Source organism: Bradyrhizobium sp. BR2003 (genome assembly GCF_009720285.1).
GTDB lineage: Bacteria > Pseudomonadota > Alphaproteobacteria > Rhizobiales > Xanthobacteraceae > Bradyrhizobium > Bradyrhizobium elkanii.
In genome coordinates this window covers 26,260-38,368 of sequence record NZ_SMYJ01000043.1, presented here as the reverse complement: position 1 = coordinate 38,368, position 12,109 = coordinate 26,260, and the positions used below count along the sequence as shown (strand labels likewise).

Annotated in this window: 11 protein-coding genes; 4 read left to right on the top strand and 7 right to left on the bottom strand. The window is 59.1% G+C overall.

Annotated features, from left to right (window positions below; genetic code table 11):
- The first annotated feature begins 268 nt into the window (after positions 1–268).
- Positions 269–823, top strand: coding sequence for a peroxiredoxin (locus E2I15_RS34095; protein ID WP_137479503.1), 555 nt, complete (start codon positions 269–271; stop codon positions 821–823).
- A gap of 6 nt (positions 824–829) precedes the next feature.
- A complete protein-coding gene (gene ahpD, locus E2I15_RS34090) occupies positions 830–1,378 on the top strand; it encodes an alkylhydroperoxidase, AhpD family (RefSeq protein WP_137479504.1) in 549 nt (182 codons plus the stop codon).
- 234 nt (positions 1,379–1,612) lie between these two features.
- Here the strand turns inward: ahpD and E2I15_RS34085 are convergent, their stop codons facing one another.
- The 7 genes from E2I15_RS34085 to nifH all read right to left on the bottom strand — a co-directional run bounded on the left by E2I15_RS34085 (position 1,613) and on the right by nifH (position 9,200).
- The gene (locus E2I15_RS34085; protein WP_137479505.1) at positions 1,613–1,909 is read right to left on the bottom strand and encodes a ferredoxin family protein; all 297 of its coding nucleotides are present in this window, start codon (positions 1,907–1,909) and stop codon (positions 1,613–1,615) included.
- A gap of 39 nt (positions 1,910–1,948) precedes the next feature.
- Positions 1,949–3,256: an FAD-dependent oxidoreductase gene (locus E2I15_RS34080; RefSeq protein WP_137479506.1), complete on the bottom strand. Its 1,308-nt coding sequence runs from the start codon at positions 3,254–3,256 to the stop codon at positions 1,949–1,951.
- Between the two features lie 13 nt (positions 3,257–3,269).
- Positions 3,270–4,376, bottom strand: coding sequence for an electron transfer flavoprotein subunit alpha/FixB family protein (locus E2I15_RS34075; protein WP_137479507.1), 1,107 nt, complete (start codon positions 4,374–4,376; stop codon positions 3,270–3,272).
- 988 nt (positions 4,377–5,364) lie between these two features.
- Positions 5,365–5,706: a nitrogenase stabilizing/protective protein NifW gene (gene nifW / locus E2I15_RS34070; protein WP_137479508.1), complete on the bottom strand. Its 342-nt coding sequence runs from the start codon at positions 5,704–5,706 to the stop codon at positions 5,365–5,367.
- A 191-nt stretch (positions 5,707–5,897) separates the two neighbouring features.
- Positions 5,898–7,085 (bottom strand): homocitrate synthase, encoded by a 1,188-nt coding sequence (nifV, locus tag E2I15_RS34065; protein ID WP_137479559.1) that lies wholly within the window; start codon positions 7,083–7,085, stop codon positions 5,898–5,900.
- Between the two features lie 378 nt (positions 7,086–7,463).
- The gene (locus E2I15_RS34060) at positions 7,464–8,177 is read right to left on the bottom strand and encodes a nitrogen fixation protein NifQ (RefSeq protein WP_155262728.1); all 714 of its coding nucleotides are present in this window, start codon (positions 8,175–8,177) and stop codon (positions 7,464–7,466) included.
- 138 nt (positions 8,178–8,315) lie between these two features.
- Positions 8,316–9,200, bottom strand: coding sequence for a nitrogenase iron protein (gene nifH, locus E2I15_RS34055; RefSeq protein ID WP_137479509.1), 885 nt, complete (start codon positions 9,198–9,200; stop codon positions 8,316–8,318).
- Positions 9,201–10,002: 802 nt separating this feature from the next.
- Here nifH and E2I15_RS34050 point away from each other — a divergent pair.
- Positions 10,003–10,416 carry an ArsC/Spx/MgsR family protein gene (locus tag E2I15_RS34050; protein ID WP_137479510.1) on the top strand — a complete coding sequence of 138 codons (414 nt, stop codon included), beginning with the start codon at positions 10,003–10,005 and terminating at the stop codon, positions 10,414–10,416.
- A 471-nt stretch (positions 10,417–10,887) separates the two neighbouring features.
- Positions 10,888–11,619 (top strand): OmpW/AlkL family protein, encoded by a 732-nt coding sequence (locus tag E2I15_RS34045; RefSeq protein ID WP_246668138.1) that lies wholly within the window; start codon positions 10,888–10,890, stop codon positions 11,617–11,619.
- Positions 11,620–12,109: the final 490 nt, after the last annotated feature.

Below are 12,109 nucleotides of genomic sequence, written 5' to 3'. Positions count from 1 at the left end.
GCTGGTCGAGGAACCTGGCTGCGACTTTTAACTGCGGTACCTCACTCGTGATATACGCACGCGCTCACCGACGGTTCCAAGCGATCGAGCATCGCGTTTCCACGCGGCGCAATGGAGGCGGATGTGAGAGCCATCGGACCTCACGATCAGATGCCTGCGCTCGGGCCACTGGTTAGCCTCGTTGCGACAATCCGATCTTGAGAACGGATGGCATATAGCTTGCTTCACCAGTGACGGCACAAACGCAAAGCAAACTTGTGAGGTCAGCATGCTCGGAATTGGAAGTCAGTTGCCGCCGTTCGAAATCACTGGCGTGAAGCCCGGCTTTCAGGCGCAGGAAGAAGAAGGACACAGCGCGTTCGAGACGCTGACCGAAACGAGTTTCCCCGAAAAATGGAAGATCATCTTTTTCTATCCCAAAGATTTCACGTTCGTCTGTCCGACCGAGATCGCCGAGTTCGGCCGGCTATCCAAGGAATTCGCCGATCGCGATGCTGTCGTAATGGGTGGTTCGACTGACAATGAGTTCTGCAAGCTTGCCTGGCGGCGCTCGCATGCAGACCTGCACAATTTACCGATTTGGCAGTTTGCCGACACAAAAGGGACCTTAGTCGATGGCCTTGGCGTGCGTTCGCCCGAGGGCGTCGCCTATCGCTACACCTTTATCGTCGATCCCGAGAACACAATCCAACACATCTATGCGACCAATCTCAATGTCGGGCGTAGCCCCAAGGACACGCTCCGCGTTCTGGACGCGCTACAAACCGACGAACTTTGTCCCTGTAACCGCGAAGTCGGCGGCGAAACACTGAAGGTTGCGTGAGGCGGCATGTCGTCGATTGAGCAGTTGAATGAGACGATTCCCAATTTCGCCAAGGACGTCAAGCTTAACCTGGCGTCCTTGCTGGCCGATGATACGCTGTCGCCGCAGCGACAATACGGCCTGCTGCTGGCGAGCGCGATTGCCACTCGCAATGCAGCCCTGATCGCCGCGATCGAAGCGGCAGCCGCCGCCGTGATGACGCCTGCGGCGATCGCCGCAGCGAAATCTGCAGCCTCTGTGATGGCGATGAACAATGTCTACTACCGATTCGTTCATCTGGTATCCAACCCGGAATACAAGACCATGCCGCCACGGCTGCGCATGAACGTGATCGGCAATCCCGGCGTGGATAAGTCCGATTTCGAGCTGTGGTCGCTGGCGGTCTCGGCCATAAACGGCTGCGGTGCCTGTGTCGACGCTCACGAGAAGACGCTGCGGGCTGAGGGCGTCAGTTCCGGGGTGATCCAGACTGCCGTGCGCTTTGCTGCGATTGTGCAATCAGTGGCGGTTGCGATCGAGGCCGCCGGCCCGGCTCCTTCCACGGCGATGGGCTGAATATCCTTTGCGCCGTCGAATCGACGCCGTTTGTGGCACCACTCAATCGTGCCACAACCAATCCTTCGCCGGTCCAGAGCGGGTGTAAGATCCTCAAGCTGTGCCTTGCCGGGCGTCCCCCATGGCTGCGCGCCTCGTTCGAATCCACCTGCAGTGCAGATGAGCCAGAATGCCAACAAAGGCGGTGAAATCCCCCGTCTTCATGGCGATCACACCGCGGCCCTTTGTTGCACTTCACCCAAACTTGAACAGCACGCCGTAACCGCCGCGCGGATAACTCCACTTGATGTCACCGGTGGGTTCGGCGATCACACGGCAGGTGCCGCACTCAATGCAGCCATCGACGGTTATCTCAACTTGGCCGTTGTCGTTGAGTTCGTAGCATCGCGCGGGGCAGGCGTTCAAAAGCGCAAGTAGCTGTGGCGACGGCGTCGTGTGCGCGCGCACCGTGACGTGAGGGCGACCGACGTCGACAAGATAGCGGTTGTAGTACAGCTTGTCTTCGACGCGTACTGTAGGCTCGACATTCATGATTTGGTCTTCCGTTGCTGGACTTCACACTGTTGCCGGTCAGCGCCAGGCCCGGGTAAAACGACACGCATCGCCGAACAGACCTGTCCATGACCGCGCCTTGACGAAGGATTTCAAGGTCGCCTTCTCCTTCTCAACCTTCGGCGTTCCGTCGACACGTACGAAGTTCTGCAGCGCCTTGGAAATAAGCTGCGGATAGGTAAGGAAGAAGTTTTGCGAATGGGTGTGCATTAGCATCGGCATGTCCTTGTACTTCTTGAGATCTTTGATGACAAAGGACTCGTCCAGCATCTTCTTGTAGAGCGACAGATTTGTCGCGGTCATCGGCTCGCGGCGCGATTTGACCTGGGCGATTGCTTCGGCCGCGATGCGGCCTGAGGTCATCGCAAGATTGGAACCTTCGCGATGAATGGCATTGTTGAGCTGTGCCGCGTCCCCCACCACCACCCAGCCCTCGCCGTAGAGCTGCGGGATTGCCTTGTAGCCGCCTTCAGGAATGAGATGCGCCGCATATTCCTTGACTTCGGAACCTGCGATGAGCGGCGCCACGGACGGATGCTGCTTGAAGTGATCGAGCATACCGTAGGGCGTCTGGGCGGTGCGCTGGAAATCAGCGACGAGACAGCCTATGCCGAGCGAAATGCACTCCTTGTTGGCGTAGATGAAACCCATTCCGGTCATGCCGCGGGAAATCGTACCGGCCGCCTCGATCACAACGCCTTCGTCGTCCTTGAGGTTGAAACGCGCCTCGATAGTCTCGCGAGGCAAAAAGTGCATTTCCTTCACCGCGAGTGCCACATTGTCGGGTTTGGGCCGCGACCGCAGGCCCGCGCGCGTCCCGAGCAGGCCATTGACACCCTCGGCCAGCACGACGACGTCGGCGTGTATTTCGCCGTCGCGGCGATCTGTACGAACCCCGAGGATCCTCTCACGGTCGTCCCGCACGAGCTCGGTGACCGTCGTCTCGCACAGCACGGTCGCGCCGGCCTCCCGCACCTTCGAGGAGAACCATTTGTCAAACTGCGCGCGTATGATCGTGTATCTGTTCGGCCGCTCCTCGTTGAACTCATCCGAGCGGTAGTGCATGCCGACATGGGAGCGATCGTCCATAATCCAGAACCGCTGTTCGACCAGATGGCGCTCGAGCGGCGCCTCCTCGCGAAACTCGGGGATCAGCTTTTCCATCATGTCGGCATAGAGAATTGCGCCCTGCACATTCTTCGATCCCGGATATTCGCCTCGCTCGAGCTGCAGCACCTTCATACCGCGCTTGGCCATGGTCAACGCCGCTGCGTTTCCGGCCATACCGGCTCCGACCACGATCGCATCGAACCTCTCTTCGATCATCACAGCATCTCCTCTAGACCGCGAGCCGGGCGCGCGAATCCGGCAAAAGCCGGGCGCGAAATGCGGCCGTCAGCGACGGGAGCAACTGCATGGCATCGCTGACGATCGCGACATGGGCGAAGTCGAAGATCGGCGCGTTTTTGTCGGTATTGATGGCGACGATCAGGTCCGCCCCCTCCACGCCGACCCTGTGCTGGATCGCGCCGGAAATGCCGGCCGCAATATAGAGCTTTGGCCGAATGGTCTTGCCGGTCTGGCCGATCTGCCGGTCAGACGTCACCCATCCCTTCTGCACCAGGGGACGCGAGCAGCCATACTCGGCGCCAAGCAGAATTGCCAGCTCGCGCACGAGCCGAAAATTCTCGGGCGATCCCAGTCCTAAGCCGCCGGCGACTACGACATCGGCATAGGCTAGATTTGACGTTTCGGAATCGCGGTCGGGAATGAACGTCAGCACCTTCGTGACGATCTCGTCTTCAACAAGGCCAAGCGGATGGATGATGATACGAGCGGCATCGCGCACGACGCGCTCCGGCATCGGCATGACGCGCGGGCGGACGGTTGCCATCTGTGGACGATAGTTCAAGGTATAGATCGTGCACAGCAGCGAGCCGCCAAAGGTCGGACGCGTCGCCGCAAGCGAACCGTCGGCGTCGACGTCGAGCGCAGTGCAGTCGGCTGTGAGTCCCGTCGACAAGGTGGTCGCCACCGAACCTGCAAGATCGCGACCGAGTGTGGTCGCGCCTAACAACAGGATCTCAGGCTTGTAGGTGTTGACGAGTTCGGTTAGCGCTTTGGTATATGATTCGTTGCGGTAATCCGACAATACATTATCGCTCACGAGGTAAGCCAGATCGGCGCCATAGCAAAATGACTCCAGCGCGGCGTTACGCGTTGGCTGCCCCTCCGGACCGATAACGACCGCGGCGAGATTCACCTTCAGCCTGTCGGCAAGCCTGCGCCCTGCTCCCATGAGTTCCCAGGAGACCGGATGCACCTGGCCACGTTCCTGCTCGACGAAAACCCAGACATGCTTGTAGGCCTTAAAGTGCTCCGGCAGTTCCTTTTTGGCCGCCGCGCGGCCGGCCGCCGGCGCGGCTGTTTTGGTGACATTGCTCATGCTTTAAATCCCCTCAAGATGCGCGCGCCCGCGCCACAGGATTGGTTACTACTTCGGTTGGCTGGAGATCACTTTTGATCAGCAGATGGCTGGCTGCTCGGTGGTTTCGCTTGCTCGGCGCAGCGCGACCGCGCGGCGAGAGGCGTCGCACAGGGTGAACGTACCGGGCGGGCCAAGTTCCGAGATGGCCCCGAGACGGGTTTCTTGCGCGCGCTATTCGACAAGCGCCAGCGGAGCCGCCTGGCCGCTGCGGTCACTCTAATTGACTCTCTCCATGGCTGAGTACGCCGGTCCGCTTGCTGCGCAATAGCTGCACCTTGCTTTCGGCCCAGCGCTCCGCATCGGCCACGACGACTCGGTCGATCTTGCCACCGCACTTTCATGCGATGAGTGCTTGGCCGCCAGCGCCGCCGACCCGCAGGGGGCGTTTGCCTCTCTTCCTGGCGCATGTTGCTATCGGCTCTGCGGTGGCGGTTGATCTGTGCGTAAGTGGGCACCCGCCTGATTCGGACGATGATGTGCATACGTTTCGCGGTTGTGGCGCTGACTGGCGAGTTACCCATTGCCCCCCATCGCGGGCTCGATGGCAGTTTCAATCGCGTCAAAAGCCATTTGGGGTGGCACTGCACGAGCGTGAGCCAGGAGATGATGCCGCACAACTCGGCCGGCAGTAGACGTAACATGAAAGGCTTTCCTTCAAATCTCATCTCGAACGGCTACCATTTGTCTGCATCGATGACCGGATCGACCCAACAACAGCAAGTGTCGTACCAGTTGCAAAAAACAAGGAAGATCAGGCGAACGCAATGACTTAGGGGACGCTTGGAAGGGCTGCTAATCCCCAGGACACGACCACTCCGGACATGGGTCGGGAATACGACAGCGCTGCGCGAGCCATGGCTGCGGAGAGTTGATCTGGAAGAAGACGAAGGCTGCACGAGGGGTCATCACCACGCCACACTCGGTGACAAACCTCAGGAGCGCGAGATCACTTCAGCTCGCTCAACGGGACAAAGGCCGTCGGCCTGTCATGGTTTGCGACGGCATCCTTCAAAACCTTGAATACCCGCTGGTCGATTGGCGACGATGCCGCGAAGTCGGCATAGGCCTGCTCCAGTATCGCTTTGCAACGATCTCTGATGTCCGGCTCTGCGGCACCGGCGAATTGCTCTTTGGCAAGATATTGTCCCATGCGCTTTAGGATGTGAAGGCGCGCGATATTGACGATTCCGGGGTCGTACTCGACGCCTAGCAGTGAAAAAAACTCTTCCGCGGACGAGGCTTTGTTGAGCCGATCCAGGATACCGGCTGCTGGGTGCGAGTTACTCATCGAAAACTCCCTTTGAATTGGCACGTGGACGGTCGGCGAGAACGCGGCATCGCCTGGTGATCCTGCTGCAGCCAACCTCGCGCGACCATGCTGAGGCAGGCCGTCGTGGCCGCCGATGAACGATGCCCGATACCGTCCTCGCGGCGCTTGGTTTTCGAATGGCCTGTCCAGACCTTGCTGGGCACGCCTCTTCACGCGGGCTGGGACGACAAGTATCCGCACACATCGCGCCAGATCGCCGCTACTGTTTCGCGCTCGACCGGCTCCTTGTGCTCTATGGCATGCTTGCGGACTTGCTTCAGGATCTGTCTGGCTTGGTCGGCGCTGGCGTCGAGCTGCAATTCGTTAAGCAACGCGGTGATCGCCGAGAGGCCGGAATGCTTGCCGATCACAAAACTGTTGCGGCGTCCAAGCAGAACCGGATCAAGCGACTGGTAGGTACGTTGATCCTTTAAAAGGCCATCCACATGAATGCCCGATTCATGCGTAAAAACATGCTTTCCGACGATGGCTTTGTTCAGAGGAATTGCACGTGCGGCTGCCGCTGCAACCACTGCGGCGACGTTCTTGAGCTCCGGCAGTATGATGCCGGTCTCGTGCCTGTAGAGCTGCTTGAGCGCGACCGCGACTTCCTCGAGCGGTGCATTTCCAGCCCGCTCGCCGAGGCCGATAACGGTTACCGAGGCGTGGCTCGCGCCGGCCTTGATTGCGGAGAGCGTGTTGGCGGTTGCGAGGCCGAGATCGTCGTGACCATGAAACTCGAGTTCGAGATCTGTGGTCGCCCGCAAATTTCCGACCAGCGCGGAGGTTGTGTCCGGGTCGAGCACACTGAGCGTATCCGCAATACGGAAGCGACGCGCTCCCGCCGTTTTTGCCGCGGCTATCAGTCTTATGAGGAAGTCGATGTCGGCGCGGGAGGAGTCCTCGCCGCCGACGGCAACCTCAAGTCCCCGCTCACGTGCATAACCTACCACTCGCTTGACTTGTTCCAGCGCCAGATCGCGGCGACCGCCAAGCTTGGCCGCGACCTGGATATCAGAACTCGGGATCGACACATTGACCATGGACACCTTCGCTTCGATCGCCGCGTCGATGTCGGCTTCGCGCATCCGGCACCAGCCTATGGTGGTCAGCGGAAGTTCTGCTTCGACGATTGCGCGGATGGCGATGATCTCCTCGTTGCCCATCGCGGGCGTTCCCGCCTCGATCTCCGTCACGCCGGCCCGCGCCAGCGCCTGCGCGATCGCCAGCTTTTCCCCTGTGGTGAACGCAACGCCAGGCGCCTGCTCGCCGTCGCGTAACGTCGTGTCGTTGAGCACGGTCGGCTTGGCGCTCGCTTGCTCGGACCAAGCCGGTTTGGCGGTCTTGGTGGCGGCCATCATGAAAGGGCTCCCTATTGCTTTCGACCCGATACGCTTCAGCAACCCCCATGCCAGCCCGCCATCTTTGGCAACCCGTTGAAAAAGATACGCTCTCTTCCTCGGCCAGCTTCCCTTCGCAAATGGATTGTCGCAAACGCGACAGGCTTATGAAGCGGACGCCTCAGCTTGCCTCTTGCAACGCCGAGCTCAAATGTTAGCTTGATCGCCGAACGCCGGGGGCAGGATTGTCGCCGTGCACCTGTGGCCCGGCACCGCCTTAGACCCATGGTCGCGCGCGCATCGAGACGGCGTTAGCCGCGCCCTCCAGCTCCTGGCGAACTCGCCAAAGCCCACGCGGGGTCCTAGCTGACTTGAGCGATCGAGCCTTGCAACAGCTTAAATGGGCCAGTCGACGCCGCTGACCGGGCGAGCCGCCTGCAACAGAACGTCGCGCCGCCGTTCTGCCATCCGGCTCTCGCCGCTTTCTTCGCCGAAGCAGAGATTGAAGTCGTTACATTGCGTGCAAACGGGCGTTGTGCACATGACGAGGCCTTCATCCTCGCAGAGCGAGCGGTAGAAGAAGCGCTTCCAGCGCATATTGTTGTTGTTGCGCGCGGCGAGCAGCGCGAAGTGGCGGCTTAGCAGCCGAGAGAGTTCGTCACGATTGCGTAATCCGAGATCTTCCCACAAGTGGTCTGGCTCTATGGCGCGGCGTGCAATCATCGCGGCCAGCCAACCCCCGATACGTCCTTCCGTTGAGCGGTGCTTGAGCAAGAGATCGCGCACCATTGCGATTTCGTCGTTCTCATCGCACTTGAAAGCCAGGAGCTGCTCCGAAATCTTGACCCCGACAGATGGAAAATAGTTCTCTAGCAGGGCCGACAGCTCGTGGCCGGACAGGCCAGCCTTCTCGGGAAGCGGGCCACCATCCATCGAGGCGGCCGCCAGAATTGACGCAAGGACATGGCAATCGAAATTGCTGTCGGTCGTAATGTCGGCCTCTTCAGGAGGCACACCAGTGAGCGCTCGGTAGGTCGCAATTCCTCTTTGCACCTCGCTGCCCGCGTCGGCGCAAGCAGCCCTAAACGGATGGAAGTTCGCTTCGAGCATGAATCCCTTTTCAGCGATCACGTTGGCACCGTCCCATTCCAGCTGACCGGGTGATTGTCAGAATGCCGGTCTCCCCGGATGGGGGGTGAGGGAGACCGGCATCCGTCGCGCGCCTTCACAAGGCCGCGACCCGCGACCTTAAGAGGCCGCGAGCTCGGCGGCGGTCTTGCCGATGATGGATTCGTCGACGGGCTTCATTATGCCATGCTCCATCAGCATGTCCTCGAGCTCGTCCATGGAGATCGGGGTCGGAATGATGCCTTTGCCGCCATTGTTGTGAACCTTGGTCGCAAGATTGCGATAGTGATCGGCCTGCTTCGACTCGGGCGCGTACTCCAGCACCGTCATGCGGCGCAACTCGGCATGCTGCACCACATTGTCGCGCGGCACAAAGTAGATCAGCTGAGTGCCCAGCTTCTTGGCCAGCGCCTCCGCCAATTCCAGCTCTTTGTCGGTCTGCCGCTCGTTGCAGATCAGGCCGCCCAGCCGCACGCCACCAGAATTGGCGTATTTCAGGATGCCTTTGGAGATATTATTTGCGGCATACATTGCCATCATTTCTCCAGACATGACGATATAGATCTCCTGCGCCTTGTTTTCCCGGATTGGCATCGCAAAGCCACCGCAAACGACGTCGCCGAGCACGTCGTAGGAGACATAGTCAATGTCCTCATAGGCGCCGTTCTCCTCCAGGAAATTGATCGAGGTGATGACGCCGCGGCCGGCGCAGCCGACACCCGGCTCAGGACCGCCGGACTCAACGCAGCGGATGTCCTTGTAGCCAACCTTCATCACGTCCTCGAGTTCGAGGTCCTCGACGCTGCCGGCGCTCGCAGCAAGGCTCAAAATCGTGTCCTGCGCCTTGGCGTGCAGGATCAGGCGGGTCGAGTCCGCTTTAGGATCGCATCCCACGATCAGGATTTTCTGACCCATCTCGGCCAGTGCCGCCAACGTATTCTGGGAAGTGGTCGACTTGCCGATGCCGCCCTTTCCGTAGAACGCGATTTGTCTCAGTGAAGACATGTTGTTCTCCATCAACCGATTTGCCAAAAGTTTGCCGCGCTTCCTGCACGCGAGCTTGTTTCTCTCTCAGAAACGGGGCACACGGGTTCAAGGGAAGGAGCGCATCGCTCGTCTTACGCGTCGGCGTGCACTCAGCCCTCACTCAGTGTTGCTGCCGCTTAATAGCAACCGTCATGCCAACACTGTCCGCGCTCATTAAGCTTCTGATTGCATTCTATAAAGCCAACAAGCCGTTGAATAACCTCGAAGTGTTTTGCACCGGACAGGATCCGCTCGGCTGTCAGAAAACGAACACCGGCCCTAACCCATCATGCTGGAAAACGGCAGCTTGGCATGACCAGATCCAATGCTCTCAACTGGAACGGGACTTGCTCCTCTTCTTGCAAGCCGGTGGTCGGCAATTTGGGCAGAGCGAGATGAGAGGTCGAGGTCGGCATCTCTAAGGCACGTGGCCGGCGATGGGGTTCGTGGTCGATGATGCGCGGTCAATTTTGCGGCTGACCTACCAATTGATCCAACTGATCAGAACGCCGCGCCTGAGCCTAAAGGCAGCAAGAAGCGCCATACAAGGGGTGCCTCGGATCGAAACTAGCTGCGGTCCTGCTCCGCGCTTCGTTTGCGAGACATGAAGGCCAATTCTCGTCGATGAGTTAGTTGTCCAACGAAGCGTCAAGGCGGGGCGCAAGCACGGTACGGTGCTCAAGCGCTGATGTGTGATCGTTTGCACGAGCGTCAAATGCGCTCTTCGACATAGCGGAACCGCCGCCGATCGTTCAGCTCAGCGTACCCACATAGGCATACCATGGCGACAATCCTCTTTTATCAAAAGCCCGGCTGCGTCACCAATGCACGTCAGATGCTGGCGCTGAAAGCCGCTGGCCATGACGTGATAGCCAAGGATATATTGAAGGAGCCGTGGGCTGCGGAGGAATTGCGACACTTCTTCGGCAAGACGCCGATCGCATCCTGGTTCAACCGAGCCGCGCCTCGTATCAAGTCAGGCGAAGTTAATCCTGACGCAATCGACGCGGCGAGTGCACTTGCGTTGATGCTGGCAGATCCGCTCCTGATCAGACGTCCGCTGATCGCCGTCGATGGTGCAAGATGCGCCGGATTCGATCATGAAGCCGTGCTGTCGTTGCTTGGCCTGGACACGCAAGATGACCTTGAGGGATGCTCGCATGAACAACAGGGCACGCACTGCCCCCAGATGTGAGGATACGATCGATCATACGACTGCGGCTGCCAACCAATGCGGACAATGATCCTCCCTTGCCGGCTTTGTCAGGATGGGCGACGGCATGTTCGGCGAGAACACCAACGTGCGTGGCTCTTCGTAACCAGCGGCGCTCAGATTGCTCGGTTTAAGACATGTTCGTCGCCTGCGGTGTAGGAAACCACCGCAGTTCGATCGCGTTTGTCGCACAAGATTCCTGCAGCCTGGATTTGATCAGAGCTTTGAGCCGAGACACGGTTATCGAATAGATTCGGCTCAGACAGAACATTGAACTGAATAAACGGTCCAAACAGAACCACGGAGCTTCGCGGTCGTGATCCTTATGCAACGTGGCTGCATAATTGCGCTACGTGCGCTGCCAATTTGATCAGCATCAAATCATTCGCCGTCTCCCATGTGTGACAGAGATCTCGCGCGACTCTTCGCGCGGACTTTGGAATGGAGAATTCGATGAGGATCAAAACAATTCTGACGACGACATCGCTGCTCGCACTCGCGAGCTCGTTGGCCAGCATGTCGGTTCAGGCCGCTGACCTGGCGCAGGCCCCTATCTACTACAAAGCCCCCCCAATCGAACCCTTCAATCCCTGGATGATCCGCCTGCGCGTTCTTGGCGTTTTGCCGGATACCGCTGGCAGCTCCGTCAACGTCGCCGGGGCGCCGCCGCTATCCTCGCCCGCTTCTGGGCTATCGATCAGCGACCAAGCGGTACCGGAGCTCGATATCACCTACTTCTTCACAAGAAACGTTGCCGCCGAACTCATTCTCGGTGCGAGCCGCCATCACATCAGCGGCACAGGTACGCTAAATGGACTAGATATCGGCAAGGCTTGGCTGTTGCCGCCAACGCTGACTCTGCAATATCACTTCACCGATTTTGGCCCACTCAAGCCTTACATCGGCGCGGGCATCAACTACACCGTATTCTTCAACCAATCGGCTGCCAATAAGTCGCTCGCCGGCCTTGCCGTGACGGATTTGCACATCGCCAACCAGTTCGGCGCCGCAGTCCAATTCGGCTTCGATTATATGCTTGACCGCCATTGGGGCCTCAACTTCGACGTGAAGAAGTTGTGGTTGCGGCCGGATTATTCGGCGACCGTGAACAATGCGATTGCCGTCACCGGCCGCGCCAATATCGACCCATGGCTCGTCAGCGGTGGCATCACCTACAAGTTCTGAGGCTGGACACACGCTTCAATGAACTTCCCGGACGCGCCGGGTCGTCGGACGCGTCTCTCCGTTATAGTACAGTGCAAACGCGAGCGAGATGATGTGTAAAGACACATCGTCTCGCCGGTGACCAGGAGCCATTCCCAGCATTGCGTTCGCTGTCCGTCACGGATGTGTCGGTAAGTGGTGGAAAACAAGAAAACCGAGCCACTAGCGATCAACAGGTCTCCTGCTCGTGTTTCTCGGCAGAAGTAGCAGAAGCGGCCGCCTGCTTATCGGAGCTTAGAATTCAAGGCGGTCGCCGCCTGTGTGAGAACGACCGCGCTTGCAAGAGACTTGAGCTCGGGGCTCATCGGCCCCCATCATGAGTAGAATCCGATCAAGGCTTACCTCTCAGCGCATGTTCTTGAAACCGAAGCCATAGCGACAAGTAAGCAGCCCTGTGTTGGGTGCGTACTGGAAGCATTAGGGCACCCGGTCATTGTCGAACGTTCCGGGA

What these genes read in the sequence shown, in the direction of transcription:
- E2I15_RS34060 (WP_155262728.1), bottom strand. Translation starts at nt 8,177, where the DNA reads ATGCTCGAAGCGAACTTCCATCCGTTTAGGGCTGCTTGCGCCGACGCG.
- E2I15_RS34085 (WP_137479505.1), bottom strand. Translation starts at nt 1,909, where the DNA reads ATGAATGTCGAGCCTACAGTACGCGTCGAAGACAAGCTGTACTACAAC.
- E2I15_RS34075 (WP_137479507.1), bottom strand. Translation starts at nt 4,376, where the DNA reads ATGAGCAATGTCACCAAAACAGCCGCGCCGGCGGCCGGCCGCGCGGCG.
- ahpD (WP_137479504.1), top strand. Translation starts at nt 830, where the DNA reads ATGTCGTCGATTGAGCAGTTGAATGAGACGATTCCCAATTTCGCCAAG.
- nifH (WP_137479509.1), bottom strand. Translation starts at nt 9,200, where the DNA reads ATGTCTTCACTGAGACAAATCGCGTTCTACGGAAAGGGCGGCATCGGC.
- nifV (WP_137479559.1), bottom strand. Translation starts at nt 7,085, where the DNA reads ATGGCCGCCACCAAGACCGCCAAACCGGCTTGGTCCGAGCAAGCGAGC.
- E2I15_RS34045 (WP_246668138.1), top strand. Translation starts at nt 10,888, where the DNA reads ATGAGGATCAAAACAATTCTGACGACGACATCGCTGCTCGCACTCGCG.
- nifW (WP_137479508.1), bottom strand. Translation starts at nt 5,706, where the DNA reads ATGAGTAACTCGCACCCAGCAGCCGGTATCCTGGATCGGCTCAACAAA.
- E2I15_RS34095 (WP_137479503.1), top strand. Translation starts at nt 269, where the DNA reads ATGCTCGGAATTGGAAGTCAGTTGCCGCCGTTCGAAATCACTGGCGTG.
- E2I15_RS34050 (WP_137479510.1), top strand. Translation starts at nt 10,003, where the DNA reads ATGGCGACAATCCTCTTTTATCAAAAGCCCGGCTGCGTCACCAATGCA.
- E2I15_RS34080 (WP_137479506.1), bottom strand. Translation starts at nt 3,256, where the DNA reads ATGATCGAAGAGAGGTTCGATGCGATCGTGGTCGGAGCCGGTATGGCC.